The organism is Ochrobactrum sp. MYb379 (assembly GCF_037479515.1).
Taxonomy (GTDB): Bacteria; Pseudomonadota; Alphaproteobacteria; order Rhizobiales; family Rhizobiaceae; genus Brucella.
This window is the reverse complement of sequence record NZ_JBBGYW010000009.1, coordinates 43,989-62,946: the sequence shown is the minus strand read 5'-3', so window position 1 is coordinate 62,946 and position 18,958 is coordinate 43,989. Positions and strand designations below refer to the sequence as shown.

The following is an 18,958-nucleotide window of genomic DNA, read 5'->3' as shown; positions in this document are numbered from 1 at the left end:
AACACAGTTCTGCCGCAAGAATGTCTGTTTATTAACGTGATTTAGTTTGGTCTGACTTAATCAATAACGCTAGTCAGCTATTCAGCGGTATATTTTTGAAAGTGCTTCAAAAAACGGCAATAGGCTAACTTCGGGCCTCTGCAGCTAACATAATGATTAATATACGTTTCTAATTAAAACGCCCGTACCATACAAACCGAACGCAAAAAATGTATGCGCGACAAGGTTGAGTACGCGAACGTTCGCAGCGTTCGGTAAACGCGAAGCTGCCCACCCGATTCCCAATCCAGGCTGTAACAAAAACCATCCTGCAGCCACGGTCATTATGCCAAATATCCAAGCCGGAAGAAAAATGGGATTCGCAAACCACGCCGAACCACCATAAAGCGCGAAAACCACGCCATAAAGAATGCCGACAACATAATGACCAATCCAGCCTAATACGACTTCATGTCGATAAGGTTTGGTTGCAGCAATATCCTCGTGAAATATTTGACCATGGCGCAAATGCCAGAACCAGCGCCCAACAAGGCCCCAATCCGGGCGCGACTGGCCGGGAAACTGAGCAAGAATCAATGCCCATAGGTCCATCAAGATTGTCGCGCCAACTCCAATCACGGTTCCTTTAATGACAAGCTCAAGCATTTCATGATCCCAAAAGTATTGGGTAGTCACATACCCCTGTGGCTACCCAATAAGCAAGATCTAATAGTCTATCGGGCAAATGCCCCGCAATATATTAATTGCTCGATCACTAAATATAGCATGAGAAGAACATATTTACGGAATGAAATCAGCAATCTGGCGGCGACGAAAATTGCACATCAAGTCGGATATCCGGATGACCATCTATTTGTCACGGGCACTGAAAGGTAAATAATACAAGACGGCGTAAATCTTACAACCGCGACACGTCTCAAAAATACACGCGAAATGTCTCAACACTAAGCGAAAACAATGATTACGCAATCAGCAGAAATCAATGAAAAATAATAAAACATGTTACTATCGGTATTTAAAATTAAATTTATAAAACAAAAGCGCCGGGACTGGAGCACCGACGCTTTGTTATATTACTTCTGTTTCACTTACGGGGCGATCATCTATCAGCCGCACCATCAGTGATTACTTACCGAACACTGCGCTCTGGATCTGCGAACGCGATACGCCGATATCGGCAAGAAGATGATCGTCCATTGCACCGAGTTCACGGATAGCGCGGCGACGGGAAACATACTGGTTAAATTTCTGACGAATGTTCATTTCTTTTCTCCTCGTTGGATGCCCTATATTTAATCTTTTGCACAAAATTCCACCACGGATATGATTGCAAATGAGGCATGCGTTTTCGCTAGAGCTCGCGCTCTTGAAAATGCCGCAATCGCCTACCCCATAGGGGATAGAGGAAGTTCATTTTTTTGATTTTTAGGGCATTTGCCTTTTGCCAAACGGGTCTTAATCGATTAATCCGGTCGGCGGAGGAGTTTATCTCTAGCCTTTTGCGGAAACCACTATGCTTTACGGTATTTTCCTCGCGTTTGCGTCCTATGCTGCATTCGCCATCAGCGATGCGTGCGTCAAGTTTCTTGACGGCACATTATCCCCCTATGAGATCGCATTTTTTGGTGCCGTGCTCGGTATTCTTGCCATCCCATTCACGAAGAAGCCGGAAGATCAGTGGCTCGATATGTTTCGAACCACAAATATAAAACTCTGGTTACTTCGGACACTTACCGCCGCGATGGGTGTGATTGGTAGTGTTGTCGCCTTCACGCATCTATCAATGGCTGAAGCATTTGCGCTGATATTCCTGCTTCCGGCATTTGTGACGATCCTTTCCGTGCTGTTCCTCAAAGAGCAAGTCGGCTGGCGTCGGTGGTCGGCAGTTATCATCGGCTTTATTGGCGTGCTTGTTGTGCTGCGCCCCGGCTTTCGTGAATTATCGATCGGTCACCTTGGCGCACTTGGCGGCGGCCTTGGCGGTGCATTCAGTATCGTGATCTTTCGCGCAATGGGTAAAAAAGAAAAGCGTATCTCGCTTTACACTGCGGGGCTTATTGGCCCAATCCTCATCTGCGGTGCCTTGATGATTCCGAGCTATCAGACACCTTCCGCTCTGCAATGGGGTTACCTTGCGGGTTACGGTCTGCTTGCAGCTCTTGCTAACATTCTTCTCATGCTTGCAGCGCAGCGTGCGCCCGCGAGTGCCATCGCTTCCCCACAATATAGCCAGATGATCTGGGCTATTCTGTTCGGATATTTCGTTTTCCATGATCATATTGATCTTCCGATGCTTATCGGCATCGTTCTGATCACGATTTCTGGACTATTCACTTTCGTGCGTGAGCGCCAACGCGGCGTTCCGGGACCAGCAGCTGTGGCAACATCCGATCCGTCACCGGCTTTGGCTGAAGAAAAGTAGACCAGTTCTCGCGTAAGCTTGATCACTATAAGGATATATCAAACCCGAAACTGGTTTCCAGTTTCGGGTTTGATGCTATAAAAGCCAATAATCATATCCCGCCGCAGCTCTTTCCAGCAATTCTATTTAAAACTGAAAGCGCTTCGCGCGGGGTTTGGCACGTAACGTAATTGATCAAGGATGAAGACGATGGCTGAGAAGCGAGCAACTTGGACCTATTACAAAGGCGAATGGCATCAGGGCGATGTGCGCATTCTTGGTGCAGCTTCGCACGCAACCTGGCTTGGTTCTCTCGTGTTCGACGGCGCACGTCTCTTTGAGGGTGTAACACCTGACCTTGATCGGCATTCTGCACGAGCAAACGACTCTGCACGCGCGCTTGGACTGGCGCCTATGCTGAGCGGCAACGATATTGAAACTTTGGCCCGCGAAGGTTTGAAGAAGTTCGCGCCGGGAACAGATGTTTATATTCGCCCGATGTATTGGGCCGAAGACGGCGATAGCACCACTGTTGCGGCAGCACCGGAATCAACGGACTTCGCACTTTGCCTTGAAGAAATCCCGATGGTCGAGCCAAAGGGCTTTACCGTTACGACAACATCGTTCCATCGCCCTTACCTGCAGGTCATGCCTGTTAATGCCAAGGCTGCATGTCTTTATCCAAACAATGGTCGCATGCTGCGAGAAGCCAAAGCTAAGGGCTTTCATAACGCTCTGGTGACAGACGTTCTGGGCAATGTTGCAGAAACTGCAACCTCGAATGTGTTCATGGTTCGTGGTGGCGAAGTTTATACTCCAGTTCCAAACGGTACATTCCTCAACGGCATCACACGCCAACGCGTTATCGGTCTGTTGCGCCAGGCCGGTGTCAGCGTCCATGAAACGACGCTTACGCTTCAGGATTTCCGCGAAGCAGACGAGATTTTCTCTACGGGCAATATCAGCAAGGTTGTTCCGATCATTGGCTTCGATGAGCGTACACTCGAATATGGCGCCATCACCAAGCGTGCGCGCTCGCTCTACTGGGAATGGGCGCATAGCTGAGAACTCGGCTATAAACCATTGTTTCAATGATATAACGGTTACTTTTGAATGCTTGAACATACCCCGCTGTTTATGACAGTAGCCGTTATTGCAGCCTTTTTGGTCGGCCTATCCAAAGGTGGCCTACCGTCCGTCGGAACGCTTTCAGTGCCGTTAATGGCATTGGTGATCTCCCCTGTAACGGCGGCAGCGCTACTGCTGCCGATCTATGTCGTCAGCGATATGTTTGGGCTTTACCTCTATCGCCACCACTTCTCGGCCAGAAATCTAGCAATTCTTACGCCGGCTGCCATTGTCGGGATTGGATTAGGCTGGTTTTTCAGCTCGCATCTTTCCAGCACATTCATCGGAATGATGGTCGGACTTGTGGGATTATTCTTTTGCTTCAACGTCTGGGTTGGTGCAAAATACCGCCGTGCGGCGCGCAAGGCGGATATCGCGGGCGGAACCTTTTGGGGCATTATCACCGGCCTCACCAGCTTTGTTTCACACTCCGGCGCACCACCATTCCAGATGTATGTGCTACCGCAGCATTTGGAAAAGCTCGTATTTGCAGGCACATCGACCATTCTGTTTGCAATCGTCAATGCGGTTAAGCTGATCCCTTATTGGCAATTGCAGCAGTTTTCCAACCTTGACTGGTCGCTTGGTCTTTGGCTTCTGCCTGCCGCGATCATCGGTACGTTTGTTGGTGCCAAGCTCACCCGTATCATGCCGGATGGTCCGTTCTTCCTGCTCGTTCAGCTCACGCTCTTTGGCCTGTCAATCAAACTCATAGCAGATTGGGTCATCCCGTTTTTGGCGCACTAACTTTCGAAAAACCGAGACCAATCCAAAATCAATATTTCGCAACAAGCCTAATAAACCTTCGTGATGGCCCTATATCTTTTATGAAGTCGCAGTAGGCAAGTTCTGGCAAGCCGATTTAAAGGAACCAGAGACCGCGAACTGCGTTCGTTAAACAGTGACGTTACGGAGGCAAAAGAATGGTCGAGTTGGTCAACAATATTGAAAACATCGAGTTCATCATCGCCAAGGCGCGTGAATATGATGTTCAGGTTCCCGCAGTGGACGAAGATTCCGGCTCCAATGCTTCCGATGATGGTGATGTTGACATTCTTGATGCTTCCATAACCAATCCAACACGCAAGGAACTTGTCGCTGCAATTCGCTCTCTGAACGAAGACGAGAAGATTGAATTGCTGGCCTTAGTCTGGGTCGGTCGTGGAGACTTCAGCGCGGAAGAATGGGATGACGCCCTTGCCACCGCAAGTGATCGCCACAATGGGCGTGAAGCGAAATACCTTCTCGGAATACCACTGTTGGGCGATTACATCGAAGAAGGCTTGGAAACGCTCGGCGTAGAATTCGAAGCCTACGATAACGAATAAGAAAAATTGATGTTTCCATTGATCGTTCTGTTTTGACGCCGTCACAGCTGGCGAGTAGTCTGCGCATCGACAAGGGAAACGAAAAGCAAAGCATTGGAGGATTTCATCATGCTTCAAAAAAATCTGGATCAGAAAACAGATTTCTATATCGACGGCGCATGGCACGCACCACTCGAAGCTAAGACGATTGAAGTCATCAATCCAGCCAATGAAAAGCCATATGCAGTGATTTCTGCTGGCTCGGCTGCTGATATTGATCTCGCTGTCGCTGCGGCGAAAAAGGCATTTCCCTCATGGAGCGAAACGCCTGCCGAAGAACGCATTGGCTATCTTCGTCGTATAGTTGAAATCTATGAGCGCCGTCTTGAAGAAATGGCACAGGCTATTTCGAAGGAAATGGGTGCGCCAATCAAGCTCGCGCGTGAATCTCAGGCCGCGGCTGGCATTTCGCACACCAAAGCTTTTATCGCGGCTTTCGAGAATTTCGAGTTCGATGAAATTCTTTCGCCTAAGCATTCCAATCAGGCGATTGTGCGTGAACCAATCGGTGTGTGTGGTCTCATCACACCGTGGAACTGGCCAATGAACCAGATCGCGCTCAAGGTCATCCCTGCCCTTGCTGTGGGTTGTACTGTTGTGCTCAAGCCATCCGAAATTGCTCCAATGTCGGCGATGCTGTTCGCTGAATTTGTCGATGAAGCAGGTTTGCCAAAGGGCGTATTCAACCTCGTTAACGGTGAAGGTCCAGTCGTCGGCGAAGCAATGTCGCAGCATCCTGACATCGACATGATGTCATTTACCGGGTCAACCCGCGCCGGAACTGCTGTTTCGCGTGCTGCTGCCGCGACAGTCAAACGTGTTTCGCTTGAACTTGGCGGCAAATCACCAAACATCGTGTTTGCCGACAGTGATCTCGAAAAAGCGATTGAACGTGGTGTGAACCATTGCTTTGAAAACACTGGCCAGTCGTGCAATGCCCCAACCCGTATGTTGGTTGAGCGCTCGATCTATGATCAGGCGGTTGAGTTTGCCAAGACGTCGGCATCGAAAACCACGGTCGATGATCCATCAAAAGATGGCGAACATATCGGTCCATTGTCTTCGTCGATCCAGTTCGACAAGGTGCAGACAATGATCCAGAAGGGCATCGATGAAGGTGCGCGTTTGGTTGCTGGCGGCACCGGACGTCCTGACGGTATTTCCGAGGGTGACTTTGTTAAGCCAACCATCTTTGCTGATGTGAACAACGACATGGCTATCGCACGCGAAGAAATCTTCGGCCCTGTGCTGGCAATGATCCCCTTCGATACGGAAGAAGAAGCCATCGCTATCGCCAATGATACGCCTTACGGTTTGGCCGCTTATATTCAGACTGGAAGCCCTGAACGCGCAAAGCGTGTTGCCCGAAAACTCCGCGCTGGCATGATCCAGATCAACGGAACATCACGCGCGCCGGGAAGTCCTTTTGGTGGGTACAAGCAATCCGGCAATGGCCGCGAAGGCGGCAAATGGGGCCTTGAAGACTTTATGGAAGTAAAGCTCATAAGCGGTTGATTGAAAAGCTTTAAATAAAACAGAAAACGCCGGTTATCCGGCGTTTTTTATTGCTATTTTTACCAGCTATTTTTCGTCAATTGATAGGCACATCATACTTCTGTGCCCCCGAACCTGTTCCTTGACGGAAGAAAGAAAAAGCAAACAACCGTCAAGGAATGGGTTCATTTTAATTATGGGCTGATCCCAATTTAAGGCTGGCGAATTCTGGGGAATCCAACAAATCCTGATGATGAGCACGCGCAACATCAGGATGAGAACGCAAGCGACTTTTCAGATTATTCTGTCCCACCTCGCGGAAGAGCGTATTCAATGGATCAACGCTCACACCGCGTTCCTTTGTTTTTAGCTCTTCCGGGAGATCAATCACAGGGATTGTCGCATCATACCGCGAACCAAGGAAGAACGCGACTGAGAAGCGTTCTGTGCCTGCTGGTGGAGCTACCACACCATGCACGTCAGCACGAACAAATCCATTCGTCGCCAATTCAAGCAGCTCGCCAGTATTGATTACAAATGTTCCCGGTACAGGCGGTGCGTCAATCCAGACACCATCTTCACGCTGCACACGCAAACCCGGCACAACATCCTGCAAAAGAACTGTTACAAATCCGCCGTCCTTATGTGCGCCAACACCCTGCTCACTTTCCGCAACATCTCGACCGGGATAACGAATGATCTTCAAAAGCTGCGATGGATGCGGCTCATAAATCTGCGCAAAGAAATCTTCACTCTGCCCCAGTGCTTGTGCAATTGCTTTCAATACATCAATGCCAACACGGGTAACCTCTGCCTGATAAGCGAGCAAAAGAGGCTTCAATTCAGGAAGTGCATCAGGCCACTGATTTGGGCCGATCAAGCGTTTCCATGCAGGACTATCGGGACCAATTTCAGCTGGCTCGAGTTCAGTGTTGATGTCGAGTTGCTCACGCCAATCCTGTTCGCCTCTCGTGCGCTCCAAACCGGCGCGATTATAGCCACGAAAATGCGGCGTATTAATCATCTCGATCTTGAGCTTTTCTTCGGTTGGAAGCGCAAAGAAATGCTTAGCAGTAGCAACAACATTTTCGATGAGTTTCGGATCAACACCGTGCCCAGTGAGATAGAAAAATCCATGATCATGCAGCGTATGGCGCAGCTCATCGATAAAGCTTTTTCGGTCTTCTGCTGTGCCATTGTAGCGTGAAATGTCGAGCAACGGCAGATTGAACGGGTTTGATTGGACGGTCATTAATATTTTCCTTGGAATTCCTGCACAAGCGATTGCCCGCTTATTCCCGAATGTCTGGCGAAACTTAGGGCATATGAAAGCCACAAACAAAGCAACAACTTGCTGACTCATTCGATTGACAGGAGTTAATTTCTAATAATCTGCATAAATAGAATATTTTTCTCCTATCGCTCTATGGCAATCACGAGGCTGCGTGACGTGTTCGCCAAAGCTCTTCTGCCTTTTTGTAAAACTGGCCATAGCTATCATCATCGGCGGCAAGTGCCGTCATTAATGCCATTGCTGTTGATGCAATGACTGTGAGTTCAGCGCGCTCATCGATAGCCGCACCAGACCAAACTGCGAGCCAATATTCAAACGTGCTTTGGCTGGTATGACGGTCTGTAGCGGCCTTTGATAAGGTCGGCAGATTAATGTCGGTTTTCTGCTCACCAAACCATCTGTAGACCGTATGCGCGTGATGAGGAACCAGTTCTGCAACATCTCGGCTTGTTGAAACGGCAGACACAGACTTCATATCCAACAGGGCACCTGCATCACGATGCAGTTCGCGGTAAGCAGGCTGTGTCACACCGACAAAAGATGCTGAAAGCCTCAAGGGATTAAGCAGATGGGCGAGACTATTGATTGATGAGCGCGAATTAAACAACGGATAGAGCGCCAGCAGGGAATGAACCTGCGGTGCAAATCCTGCCAGTGGCATGAAGCAAATGCCATGAGCGGTTAAAGCGCTCTTTCCAAGCGCCAGCGACGTGGCAATCGGAATATTTACGGCCTGTGCAGCAAGTTCCAGCTTTCCCGACAATTCGCCCATACCGCAGTTGCCATGTAACACCACCGGATAACCTGCGCGGGAGACGAGAATAGCTGCCAGCATAAACCAGGGCGACTGATTGGAATTGGGTGAGAGATAGGCTGGCCAGTCGAGCGCTGGCGTGCTGATATTCGTATCAAGCGCGTAATAGCGATGCGCTGCACGAGCCATCCCTGCTAACTCCGGCGCAGTTTCACCCCGATAGTGAATAAGACGCAACAAAGCACTGATTTGCATAGGGTCTGCCTCACCAGCAAAAATCGTGGTGAAAGCGTCTTCTGCCTCATGCATTTCGAGCGGACGCGTATAGCCAATCTTACGGCCAATAATCGCTATGTATTTTGCCAAGCGTAGGGACGGATCATTCTCGTCCTGAACATTGGCGAATTGCGCAGCAAGTTGTTCTGGCGTTGGGTGGTTCTCAAGCTGTATCACCTTGCGGATGCCAAGCGGTGGCGGGGCGACAATCATACTGGTTTTTTCCCAGCCCCGCTTTCTTTCGCAATGCACTTCAGCAGCATCTTTGCCGTCAAAATTCATTAGCGCTTCTGTTTCGTTTGCCAGCCTGCGAAGTCGTCCGCGCAATGCTTCCGCTTTGGGCGTCGCAAGCATGTTACGGCCTGAACGGATAAAAATCGGATCATCAAATTTTTCGCGTATCTGCCCAAGCAATCGACTCATGGCCGCCATACTCAAGCCCATTTGCCGAGCGGCCCCACCAACACTGCCTTCCACAAGAAGTGCATCGAGCGCAATCAACAAGCGAAGCTGACCCAATTTCAGGCTTTCGCCTTCAATAGCCTCCGGCTCTGTCTGTGTTTTCATGCGCTTGCCAGCCATTGCTGCGTTATCCGTTCAGTTGCGTTTTTTGGAACTTGGAATTGTTATAAAAGACGACCGTTGACGTCATCTTATTGCCATACATAAGGAGAGCCGAAAACTCAACTTAAAGGGTGAAATTTATGACCAGCTTGTTTCGGGGATCGCGCGCCACTGGCTCGCAGAACAGGCACTTGGCCAGCAAATCGCTTTTTGCAAAAGCTGTTCTTGCGGGCACATGTCTTTCCACTGCACTTATTCTGAGCGGAGCAGTTTCCTTCGCACAGACCTTAACCAAGGCAGAGGAAGAAGCTGCCAAAAAGAAACAGGCTGAAGCGCAAGCGGCTGAACAGGTGAATGCTGGGGGTGGCATTACACTTAATCAGATCGTGGTATCGGCAACTGGTTTCGAGCAAAACATCACCGATGCGCCAGCCAGTATCTCGGTCGTGCCGGGTGAAGAACTCGAAAAAGGTGCTTATCGTGATCTCGGAGATGCACTGCGTGATGTGCAAGGCGTTGCCGTAACTGGTGCCGCTGCCGAACGTGATATCTTCATCCGTGGCCTTCCCGGAACTTATACGCTCATTCTAGTTGACGGAAAGCGCCAGAGCACACGTGATGCGCGCACCAACGGTAATTCGGGCTTTGAGCAAAGCTTCCTGCCGCCAGCCAACGCTATTGAGCGCATCGAAGTCATTCGTGGTCCAATGTCGTCGCTTTATGGTTCCGACGCGATGGGCGGCGTTATAAACGTCATCACCAAAAAAGTCGCAGACAAGTGGAGCGGCTCGCTAAGCGTCGACACGACAGTCCAGCAGCATTCCAAATATGGCGATTCCTATCAGGGTTCTTACTACATAACCGGCCCGCTCGTGCCCAACCTCGTTGGCGTACAGCTTTGGGGCCGCGGTATGAAGCGTCAGGAAGACAACATTATCAGTGGTACGCCTGAGCAAAAAGACATCGACATCACAGGTCGCGTGACCATCACGCCAAATGCTGATCACGATATTGTTTTTGAAGCTGGCAAGACCCGCCTGCGCCGCGATTCAAGCGTTGGTAACACCATCAATCCAGTGGCAACCGGCAGCACAGCACCTGTTGATGCTTACAATCTGAATGACCGAAATCATTGGTCCGTCAGCCATACTGGCCGTTGGGGTCCAACGACTTCCGAATTCTCCTTCATGCAGGAAACGGCTGAAAGAACAAATTTCAGCTGGAATAATGCGCGCAGAGAATTCGTGGAAAACCTGCGTTCGCCACATATCCGCAACTCCACGCTTGATGGCAAGTTCACGACACCATTCGAGCTTTATGGCAACCATACGCTCGTAACGGGTGGCCAGTTTATTGAAGGCACGCTGACGGATCAGAATCCGGGTCGTCGCAATGGTCTTGATGAGCAGTTCACAATCAAGCAATGGGCGCTCTTTGCTGAAGACGAATGGTGGATCACACCGGACTTCGCCCTCACCGGCGGTCTGCGTATGGATCACCACGAAATCTACGGTTCACATTGGAGCCCGCGTGGATATGCCGTCTGGCATGCAACCGATCAGCTGACCATCAAGGGCGGTATTTCAACCGGCTTCCGTGCACCTGAGCTGCGCACCATCGCACCGGGCTATGCTTATACCACTGGTGGCGGCAATTGTACTTATGGTCCAACTGGAAACTGCGGCGTCATCATTGGTGACCCGGGCTTGCAGCCAGAAAAAAGCACGAGCTATGAAGCCAGTGCACTTTGGGATAATCAGCAGGGTCTGCGTCTTGGCGCAACTTACTTCTACACCGACTTCAAAGACAAGATCGCCAGCAACATTCAGTATGATCCAATCACTGGCCAACCCCTTCGCTGGGCACAGGATCCAAACTACGTTCTCTATTACAGCTATAACATTGACGATGCTGTCATTCAGGGCGTCGAGTTGACTGCAGACTGGGAAGCGACCGACACGATTAAACTTCGTGGAAGCTATACTTACACAGACTCAGAGCAGAAGACCGGCGAATATGCGGGTCTGCCTTTGGCGCGCACACCGAAGCATATGGCAAATGTCCGCGCTGACTGGGAAACACCAGTCGAAGGTTTGACCGCTTGGACTGCCGCCAATTATCATGGCGAAGAAATCAATGCCGGTCTTCGTATTGGTACTGTCGGTGAACCTTATGCCTATAACAGCCGAGGTCAGGTCATTGCCCGCAAATACAAGGGCTATGCGACAGTCGATTTCGGTGGCTCATATGAGTTCAGCGAAAACGTCACACTGAATGCGGCAGTCTACAACATCTTCGATAAGAAGGTGACCGTTGATGAAACGAACAATGTCGTCGAAGGCCGTCGTCTCTGGCTCGGTATGACTTCACGTTTCTAAGATACGCAATGACGCCAGCCGATTTTAGCTGGCGTCATTTTTATGAATTGGATGCTCTCATGAGCAAAATGAAGAACGTCATTCTAAAGGTCTGCCTCATGGTTGGAAGTATCCTTGTGAGCGCATCCGCGCATGCTGAAAAGCCACAAGTCGGTTCCTTCGACATGCAGGCAAATGGCATCGACTATCGGATTTTCGTTGCGGCTCCCGCAGAAAAAGCACCTGCTGAAGGGTTTCCTGTCGTCTATATGACGGACGGCAATCGCATGCTGCCAATCACTGCAAAGCTTATGGAAAACAACCCTAAGCTCAATGCCGTTTTTGTTGGAATCGGCTATCCAACCGAAGACCAGAACGAAATCGTGCGCCTGCGCTATTTTGATCTGACACCGCCGACGCCTGATGATCTGATCCCCGTTCAAACGAATATTCCAAAGACCGGCGGACGAGATGCTTTTTTCGCATTCCTTGATAATCAGGTAAAAGCCGAGATTGAAGGTCGTTTTCCAATCGACCCAACCAAGCAGGCATTATTCGGCCACTCGCTTGGCGGCCTCTTCACGCTTTATGCGCTGTTCAATCATAGCGATTCATTTCAAACCTATGCCTCTGCCGACCCTTCGATCTGGTGGAATGGACGCTCCATTCTCGCCGATAAGGACAAGTTCGTAGAAGCATTTAAAGCAAATCCAAAACCCATTCGCCTGTTGATTGAAAATTCTGGAAAGCGCGGCGAGCGTCCGGGTCAGACCAAAGAAGATGTCGAGCGGCTCAAAATACTACGTGGCGGACCATCGGGCGCGGACATTCAAACAGAGTTGAAGCAGCTACCCGGCTTTGATGTTGCCTATCGTCGTTTCGATGATGAAAGCCATGGATCGATGATCCCACTGACCGTGGAAGATAGTTTGAAATTCATACTGCTCAATGAAGCGCCAAATGGCCAAAACAACTGAATATTGATCTTCCCGCTTTGACGGGAAGAAAACTGGACTATAAAGTACAGGATTGACGAAAGGATCGAACGCTATGCTGAAATTCAGCCGACATTTTTCCCGTCTGTTTGGCGCGGCACTTGTTGCGACGGCACTTGCCTCCGGCGCGCACGCGGCTGATGTCGCGGTAAAACACGCGCAGGGCGAGACAAAGATTGCAACCAATCCTGAAAAAGTCGTGGTGTTTGATTTTGCGACGCTCGACAACCTTGACCGTCTTGGCGTGAAAGTTATCGGCGTCCCCGGTAGCATCGCTTACCCGGAATATCTCAAGAAATATGACGGGGCTGATTATGAAAAAGTCGGCACATTGTTTGAACCCGATTATGAAGCTGTCAATGCAGCAGAACCGGATCTCATTATTGTGGGTGGCCGTTCGGCAGCGAAATATGGCGAACTCGCAAAAATCGCACCGACTATCGATCTGACTGTTCCAGCCAAGGAATTCATTTCCGGCAGCGAAGCCAATATCGAAAAGCTTGGCCAGATTTTTGGCAAGGAAACCGAAGCGAAGGCCGAAGTTGAAAAGCTAAACAGCGAACTCGCTGCACTAAACGAAAAAACAAAGGGCAAAGGCAAGGGCCTGATGATCCTGACTTCAGGCGGCAAGATCAGCGCCTATGGTCCGGGTTCGCGTTTCGGTGTGCTGCATGACAGCTTCGGTATCGAACCAGCAGCGCCTGATCTTTCCGTCGGCAATCACGGGCAGCCAGTGAGTTCAGAATTCATTCTGGAAACCAACCCGGATTGGCTTTTCGTACTTGATCGCGATGCCGCCATTGGACGTGAAGGCACCTCTGCCAAGCAATTGCTCGACAACGAACTCGTGCGCCAAACAAATGCCTGGAAGAACAATCAGGTCGTCTATCTCAACGGCCAGAACTGGTATCTCGTGGGCGGCGGTCTTGGCGCGCTGCACAGTACCATTCAACAACTTTCAGAAGCTTTTGATAAAGCTAAGTAATATCTTCTGACCCAGTCATGTCGGGCCGCATAAGTTGTGGCCCGATTTCATGGCAAGGCAAGAGAACGGGAATTCAGCGTGAAGGCACTCGCCGCAGCTATAATTGTTGTCGTCATACTGGCTTTTATCAGCCTGTTTATCGGCGTCAGCGATGTATCGCTTAGCACGCTGTTTGGCGCAAACAGCACCGACCGCGCGACCGAAGTGCTGTTAATCAGCCGCATACCCCGCACACTTGCGATCATCCTCGCTGGCATGTCCATGGCAGTTGCCGGAATGATCATGCAGATGCTCACCCGCAATCGTTTTGTCGAGCCTTCAACCGCAGGCACTGTTGAGTCGGCAAGCCTCGGTATTCTACTGGTTATCCTATTTGCCCCCGACACTCCGGTCTTTGGCAAGATGCTTGTGGCATCCGTCACAGCCCTTGCAGGCACAGCGCTTTTTCTGCGTATCCTGCGCAGTATTCCATTGCGTTCTGTTCTGGTGGTTCCGCTCGTCGGCATAATGCTGGGCGGCGTCATTAGCGCGGTCACAACTTTCATTGCCTATCGTTATGATCTGCTGCAAGCACTCAATTCATGGACAACAGGTGACTTTTCAGGCGTGCTGCGCGGACGTTATGAGCTGCTTTGGCTCTCATTCTTCCTGACCGTTATTGCCTATATTGCAGCTGATCGTTTCACAGTTGCTGGCATGGGCGAGGACTTCACCACAAATCTCGGTCTCAACTATCGCCGCGTGGTAACGCTCGGACTTGTAATCGTTTCGATGGTCAGCGCAAGCGTGGTTGTGACGGTTGGCATGATCCCGTTTCTGGGATTGATTGTGCCGAATGTGGTCAGCATGTTCATCGGCGATAATATGCGCCGCGCTGTTCCATGGGTGGCGGTATTGGGTGCCGGACTGGTACTCGCCTGCGATATTGTCGGGCGACTGATCCGCTTCCCCTATGAAATCCCAATCGGCACAATGATGGGTGTCGTTGGCAGCGCGTTGTTCCTTTATCTGCTATTACGCAAGGGATCACGCATTGCTTAAACGTCCCGGCTTTGTCATCGCATTTCTTGCAGTCCTTACCCTTGCTTCCTGCGTTGCGTTCATGACACTAGGCGCAAAAGGCAGTTGGTCTTTCATCCTCACTTTCCGAGGCACAAAACTCGCTGCGATGATACTCGTGGCCTATTCAATCGCTGTCTCAACCGTTCTGTTTCAAACAGTCACCAACAACCGCATTCTCACGCCCTCCATCATGGGTTTTGATGCGCTTTATATTCTGATCCAGACATTCGCCGTCTTTGCCTTCGGTGCCATTCACATCAATGGAATAGGCCCAAATGCGCGTTTCTTTGCTGAAACCGCAATAATGGTGGTTTTTGCAAGTACGCTTTATGCATGGCTGTTTTCAGGTGCGGCGCGCAGCCTGCATCTTGTCATGCTCGTTGGCATTGTCTTCGGTGTTTTCTTCCGAAGCGCGTCAAACCTCATGCAGCGCATGATCGACCCGAACGAATTCGCGCTGCTACAAGATCGTTTCTTCGCAAGCTTCAATAGCGTCAACGCAGATATTCTGGTGCTGGCAGCAATCATCGTGGCGGTAGTCACGCTTTACGGCCTGCGTTTTCTCAATGTCTTCGATGTTTTATCGCTTGGACGTGATCCGGCTATCAATCTGGGTGTCGATCATAGCCGCGTTGTGCATCGCATTCTGCTGATCGTTACGATCCTTGTGTCGGTATCAACTGCGCTTGTCGGTCCCATCACTTTTTTCGGTCTGCTCGTCGCCAATCTCGCTTACATGATCGCGGGATCTTCCAAACACCGTATCGTTCTGCCCATCGCCGTTCTTTTGGCAATTTTGTGCATTGTCGGCGGACAAACTGTCCTTGAGCGTGTTTTCGCTTTCAACACCGCGCTTAGTGTCATCATCGAGTTTCTGGGCGGACTCGTCTTTATTATCCTTCTCGTCAGGGGGAACGCACGTTGATCGAAATAAGCCAAGTCAGCAAATCCTATGCAAATGCAGTCGTCGTTGATAATGTGACGCTACAATTGCCAGCACGCGGCATTACCTCAATCATTGGGCCAAATGGTGCGGGAAAATCGACGCTGCTTTCGATGGTCAGCCGTCTCTTGCCGATGGAAAAAGGCCGCGTGACTGTCGATGGGCTAGATGTTTCAACCACATCCGGCGATATTCTGGCAAAGCGCCTGTCGATCCTGCGGCAAGACAATGCGATTAATTCCCGCCTCACCGTGCGCGATCTGGTTACATTCGGCCGCTATCCGCATTCCAAAGGACGCCCAACACGCGAAGATCTCAACCATGTCGATCAGGCGATCGGCTATCTTGGTCTTGAGGAACTGGGTTCGCGCTTTCTCGATGAGCTTTCCGGTGGGCAACGCCAGCGTGCCTTTGTGGCAATGGTTCTTTGTCAGAATACGGATTATGTACTGCTGGACGAACCCCTCAACAATCTCGACATGAAACATTCAGCCTCAATGATGAAGCTGTTGCGACGCGCTGCAGATGAACTCGGCAAGACGGTCGTCCTCGTTCTGCACGACATCAATTTCGCCTCGTGCTATTCCAACCATATCGTTGCCATGCGCAAGGGTAAGGTCGTGCATCAGGGATCGCCGGAACAGCTCATTCAGCCGGACATTCTGCGCGATATTTACGAGATGGAGATTGCCGTCGAAATGATCGGCGGCAATCGTATTGGCATATATTATCTTTAATTATGCAACCGGCTCGCTCGGGAAAAGCTGCTGCAAAGCATCATAAGCCGAAAGAACAGTTTCCATCTGCGCTGTGTGGCCTTTTACAAAAGCTTCGCCGTAGATGGTTTCGTCTGGATATTCGGTAATCAATGTCAGCGGAACGGTGTGCCGATCATCAACACCAACCAGACATGGGAAGCCGTTGATAATACGGAAACCCGTTTCGCCCGCATGTTGTTCGAAAAGCTTGATCTGTGCATCGTTGTATTCAAGCAGACCATCGATCGCACCAAGATGCTTAGTCACATGATCCATAAGCTGTTCAGCTTCTTTCTCCCATGACGCGTGGTGACGTATAATCAGGAAGAAGCCCTTTGGCAGCGTCCACATCGCAAAGGAACGCGGCACATAACCCGACAGAGGGCGCGTCCATTCATGTGACGGATAACCATGCAGATTGACGTGAAGCTTCGCACTTGTAAGAGCCTCAGCCTCTACGCGGATGGCCTTTTCAAAGAGCCCTTCGCCTGTGCGATATTCCAGATCATCACCCAGAGCCGTGTAGCGAGACGCGTGATGCATATGATGTGGTTGCAAGACACACAAACGTTTGTGGATTTCATATCCGTCCGGGTTTTCCTGCGGCGAGATCGTGAAATGTCCGCCATCGCGCGCGGCAAGCCGTGTGGCTGCACGCAATGCACCAACGATACCTGTTGTTTCATTGGCGTGCTGCCCGGCGCTGATCATCATAGGCAGATCACTGCCCGAAACATAGGTCGCGCGCACGCTACGCCCCGCTCGCGTCTTGGCTTCAAAAGGCGAACCGCCAAGTTTAACAATCTCACGTCTGATCTGATCAGCGGATAGCGGAGCTTGTGCATTTTCCAGCACCTGCTCGGCAGTCAGCGCATCCGTTGTTTCAAGCGGACGCGTTTCCACTTTCACATATGGGTCGGCGTCACGGAAACGAACTTCCGGCACAATCTGCCCCGGCTGCAAACCGCGATCACCAACAGGACGACCAGACTTTTTCTGAAAGACTTCGAGCAGCGAAAAATAAATGTCTTCATGCAGAGCTTCAGTAAGGCTCAGTGCTTCTTCATCAAAAGGAAGACGACGATCTGTAATTGGCAGGCTGACCGATATGTTCAGCTCTTCAAAATAGGGCTCGCCCCTACCCCAGTCATGAGTAGCTATAGTCGAGATCGTGTCATGAAACAGCTTTTCATAAGCTGTCTCAAACCGGGCATTTTCTACTTTGTCTTTGTGCTCGACAATCAGCCAGCCGGTTGGAGAAACAAGCGTTTCGCCGATGAAATCTACATGGACGCGATTGGGTGCGAAAACCCGATGATTTTCGTTCCGACCATCGGCAAATATAAGGTCGACTTCATAGAAGAAGTCATCCTTACCCGATGCGCTAAAGCTGATTTTTGCATCAGGCAGAAGCGCAGAAAGCGGATAGGTTTCGAGCAAAAATCGGTTTTCTACGCAATTGTCATGGCGCGGATAGAGAATTGTTGCGGCTTTGAGGGCTGCACCGTCCACTTCTTCAAGGAAGAAATGCAGAAGCGGCTTATAGGCCGAACGCAGACGCGCATTAATGCCCGCCTCGCGCAATTTCGTTTCAGCCGCAAAGCGACTTGGCTGATCATCGAACAGCCATGCTTCCACTTCAGCGCCGCGCATTTCCGGCTTTGAGAAACGTTCGATCAGGACATTGATTGAACGCGGATATGTCTTTTCAAAAAGCACGCTCATCGCGATGTCCTACCGGTTGGATCGAGCGTGTCACGCAGCCAGTCACCCAGAAGATTAAGGCCAAGCACGGTGAAAAGAATAGCAAGGCCGGGGAAAAGGCTAACCCACCACGCAGTCTGGAGATATGTGCGGCCATCGGCCAGCATTCCACCCCAGCTCGGAATGGTTGAATCAATACCAAATCCAAGGAAGGTCAGGCTGGATTCAAGCAGGATATTGTTAGCGACATTCAGCGTCATCAAAACGATGACAGGACCAAGCAGATTTGGCAGCAAATGCTGCAAGATAATCCGCCAATCCTTCACGCCGATAGCACGCGCAGACAGAATAAACTCACGCTCACGCAGCGACAACACCGAGCCGCGTACCAGTCGGGCATATTGTACGCATTGCGAAACAATCAGCAGAATGATCGTATTGACCAGTCCACCGCCGAGGATGGCCATAAACGTGATCGCAAGCAAGATGAACGGCATGGCAAGCTGCACATCGACAAAGCGCATCAGCGCCATGTCCCAGAAGCCACGATAATAGCCCGCGACCAGTCCCATTGTGGTGCCGATGATGACCGAACCTACAACGGAGATGAAGCCCACAAATAGCGAAATCTTGCCGCCGATGATAACACGCGCGAGCACATCACGTCCGAGAGGATCAGTGCCAAAAATATGCGCTGGATTGACGAAAGGTGGTGTCAAACGTGCCAGTAGATCGATCTTATTTCCACCTGCTGGAAACAGGTAGCCTGAGAAAATCACCGCCAAACAAATAGTGCCAGTCAGCAGAAAGCCGACAACGAATTCCAGATTTGCAAAACGTGAAAGCGAGAGAGTTGATGTTTTAGTCGCCATTACT

The 18,958-nt window shown here is 50.5% G+C and carries 17 protein-coding genes; 11 read left to right on the top strand and 6 right to left on the bottom strand.

Annotation, left to right across the window (positions count from 1 at the left end):
- Window positions 1-156: 156 nt before the first annotated feature.
- Together WH356_RS16550 and WH356_RS16545 are read right to left on the bottom strand one after the other, a co-directional pair.
- Entirely contained in the window at window positions 157-645 is a 489-nt protein-coding gene (locus tag WH356_RS16550) for a DUF2938 domain-containing protein (protein WP_339512735.1), read from the bottom strand.
- Window positions 646-1,125: 480 nt separating this feature from the next.
- Entirely contained in the window at window positions 1,126-1,263 is a 138-nt protein-coding gene (locus WH356_RS16545) for a DUF1127 domain-containing protein (RefSeq protein ID WP_250042323.1), read from the bottom strand.
- Between the two features lie 250 nt (window positions 1,264-1,513).
- Between WH356_RS16545 and WH356_RS16540 the strand changes: the two genes are divergently transcribed.
- The 5 genes from WH356_RS16540 to WH356_RS16520 all read left to right on the top strand — a co-directional run bounded on the left by WH356_RS16540 (window position 1,514) and on the right by WH356_RS16520 (window position 6,411).
- Window positions 1,514-2,422 (top strand): DMT family transporter, encoded by a 909-nt coding sequence (locus WH356_RS16540; RefSeq protein ID WP_339512731.1) that lies wholly within the window; start codon window positions 1,514-1,516, stop codon window positions 2,420-2,422.
- A gap of 189 nt (window positions 2,423-2,611) precedes the next feature.
- The gene (locus WH356_RS16535) at window positions 2,612-3,466 is read left to right on the top strand and encodes a branched-chain amino acid aminotransferase (protein ID WP_339512729.1); all 855 of its coding nucleotides are present in this window, start codon (window positions 2,612-2,614) and stop codon (window positions 3,464-3,466) included.
- Window positions 3,467-3,514: 48 nt separating this feature from the next.
- Window positions 3,515-4,276, top strand: a complete 762-nt coding sequence (locus WH356_RS16530) for a sulfite exporter TauE/SafE family protein (protein WP_339512727.1) — start codon at window positions 3,515-3,517, stop codon at window positions 4,274-4,276.
- A 176-nt stretch (window positions 4,277-4,452) separates the two neighbouring features.
- Window positions 4,453-4,857: a DUF3775 domain-containing protein gene (locus WH356_RS16525; RefSeq protein WP_339512725.1), complete on the top strand. Its 405-nt coding sequence runs from the start codon at window positions 4,453-4,455 to the stop codon at window positions 4,855-4,857.
- Window positions 4,858-4,965: 108 nt separating this feature from the next.
- Window positions 4,966-6,411 (top strand): aldehyde dehydrogenase family protein, encoded by a 1,446-nt coding sequence (locus WH356_RS16520; RefSeq protein ID WP_339512723.1) that lies wholly within the window; start codon window positions 4,966-4,968, stop codon window positions 6,409-6,411.
- A gap of 169 nt (window positions 6,412-6,580) precedes the next feature.
- On the opposite strand, the gene WH356_RS16515 is transcribed toward WH356_RS16520, so the two are convergent.
- Together WH356_RS16515 and WH356_RS16510 are read right to left on the bottom strand one after the other, a co-directional pair.
- Window positions 6,581-7,642, bottom strand: coding sequence for an isopenicillin N synthase family dioxygenase (locus WH356_RS16515; RefSeq protein ID WP_339512721.1), 1,062 nt, complete (start codon window positions 7,640-7,642; stop codon window positions 6,581-6,583).
- A gap of 181 nt (window positions 7,643-7,823) precedes the next feature.
- Complete coding sequence (locus WH356_RS16510) at window positions 7,824-9,296, bottom strand: glycosyl transferase family protein (RefSeq protein WP_339512719.1); 1,473 nt, start codon at window positions 9,294-9,296, stop codon at window positions 7,824-7,826.
- A gap of 122 nt (window positions 9,297-9,418) precedes the next feature.
- Between WH356_RS16510 and WH356_RS16505 the strand changes: the two genes are divergently transcribed.
- The 6 genes from WH356_RS16505 to WH356_RS16480 all read left to right on the top strand — a co-directional run bounded on the left by WH356_RS16505 (window position 9,419) and on the right by WH356_RS16480 (window position 16,357).
- Complete coding sequence (locus WH356_RS16505) at window positions 9,419-11,656, top strand: TonB-dependent receptor domain-containing protein (RefSeq protein WP_339512718.1); 2,238 nt, start codon at window positions 9,419-9,421, stop codon at window positions 11,654-11,656.
- Window positions 11,657-11,715: 59 nt separating this feature from the next.
- Complete coding sequence (locus WH356_RS16500) at window positions 11,716-12,612, top strand: alpha/beta hydrolase (RefSeq protein WP_339512716.1); 897 nt, start codon at window positions 11,716-11,718, stop codon at window positions 12,610-12,612.
- A 73-nt stretch (window positions 12,613-12,685) separates the two neighbouring features.
- Window positions 12,686-13,615 (top strand): siderophore ABC transporter substrate-binding protein, encoded by a 930-nt coding sequence (locus WH356_RS16495; RefSeq protein WP_339512714.1) that lies wholly within the window; start codon window positions 12,686-12,688, stop codon window positions 13,613-13,615.
- A 78-nt stretch (window positions 13,616-13,693) separates the two neighbouring features.
- Entirely contained in the window at window positions 13,694-14,656 is a 963-nt protein-coding gene (locus WH356_RS16490; RefSeq protein ID WP_339512712.1) for an ABC transporter permease, read from the top strand.
- Window positions 14,649-15,602, top strand: coding sequence for an iron chelate uptake ABC transporter family permease subunit (locus WH356_RS16485; RefSeq protein WP_339512710.1), 954 nt, complete (start codon window positions 14,649-14,651; stop codon window positions 15,600-15,602). Before WH356_RS16490 ends, WH356_RS16485 begins: the two co-directional genes overlap by 8 nt.
- Window positions 15,599-16,357 carry an iron ABC transporter ATP-binding protein gene (locus tag WH356_RS16480; RefSeq protein ID WP_339512708.1) on the top strand — a complete coding sequence of 253 codons (759 nt, stop codon included), beginning with the start codon at window positions 15,599-15,601 and terminating at the stop codon, window positions 16,355-16,357. The genes WH356_RS16485 and WH356_RS16480 overlap by 4 nt, the downstream gene beginning before the upstream one ends.
- Here the strand turns inward: WH356_RS16480 and WH356_RS16475 are convergent, their stop codons facing one another.
- Together WH356_RS16475 and WH356_RS16470 are read right to left on the bottom strand one after the other, a co-directional pair.
- The gene (locus WH356_RS16475; protein ID WP_339512706.1) at window positions 16,358-18,103 is read right to left on the bottom strand and encodes a peptidase M14; all 1,746 of its coding nucleotides are present in this window, start codon (window positions 18,101-18,103) and stop codon (window positions 16,358-16,360) included.
- Window positions 18,100-18,954 carry an ABC transporter permease gene (locus WH356_RS16470; protein WP_339512704.1) on the bottom strand — a complete coding sequence of 285 codons (855 nt, stop codon included), beginning with the start codon at window positions 18,952-18,954 and terminating at the stop codon, window positions 18,100-18,102. Before WH356_RS16470 ends, WH356_RS16475 begins: the two co-directional genes overlap by 4 nt.
- Window positions 18,955-18,958: the final 4 nt, after the last annotated feature.

Coding starts and splice junctions, on each gene's coding strand:
- WH356_RS16550 (WP_339512735.1), bottom strand. CDS start 645: ATGCTTGAGCTTGTCATTAAAGGAACCGTGATTGGAGTTGGCGCGACA.
- WH356_RS16545 (WP_250042323.1), bottom strand. CDS start 1,263: ATGAACATTCGTCAGAAATTTAACCAGTATGTTTCCCGTCGCCGCGCT.
- WH356_RS16540 (WP_339512731.1), top strand. CDS start 1,514: ATGCTTTACGGTATTTTCCTCGCGTTTGCGTCCTATGCTGCATTCGCC.
- WH356_RS16535 (WP_339512729.1), top strand. CDS start 2,612: ATGGCTGAGAAGCGAGCAACTTGGACCTATTACAAAGGCGAATGGCAT.
- WH356_RS16530 (WP_339512727.1), top strand. CDS start 3,515: ATGCTTGAACATACCCCGCTGTTTATGACAGTAGCCGTTATTGCAGCC.
- WH356_RS16525 (WP_339512725.1), top strand. CDS start 4,453: ATGGTCGAGTTGGTCAACAATATTGAAAACATCGAGTTCATCATCGCC.
- WH356_RS16520 (WP_339512723.1), top strand. CDS start 4,966: ATGCTTCAAAAAAATCTGGATCAGAAAACAGATTTCTATATCGACGGC.
- WH356_RS16515 (WP_339512721.1), bottom strand. CDS start 7,642: ATGACCGTCCAATCAAACCCGTTCAATCTGCCGTTGCTCGACATTTCA.
- WH356_RS16510 (WP_339512719.1), bottom strand. CDS start 9,296: ATGGCTGGCAAGCGCATGAAAACACAGACAGAGCCGGAGGCTATTGAA.
- WH356_RS16505 (WP_339512718.1), top strand. CDS start 9,419: ATGACCAGCTTGTTTCGGGGATCGCGCGCCACTGGCTCGCAGAACAGG.
- WH356_RS16500 (WP_339512716.1), top strand. CDS start 11,716: ATGAGCAAAATGAAGAACGTCATTCTAAAGGTCTGCCTCATGGTTGGA.
- WH356_RS16495 (WP_339512714.1), top strand. CDS start 12,686: ATGCTGAAATTCAGCCGACATTTTTCCCGTCTGTTTGGCGCGGCACTT.
- WH356_RS16475 (WP_339512706.1), bottom strand. CDS start 18,103: ATGAGCGTGCTTTTTGAAAAGACATATCCGCGTTCAATCAATGTCCTG.
- WH356_RS16470 (WP_339512704.1), bottom strand. CDS start 18,954: ATGGCGACTAAAACATCAACTCTCTCGCTTTCACGTTTTGCAAATCTG.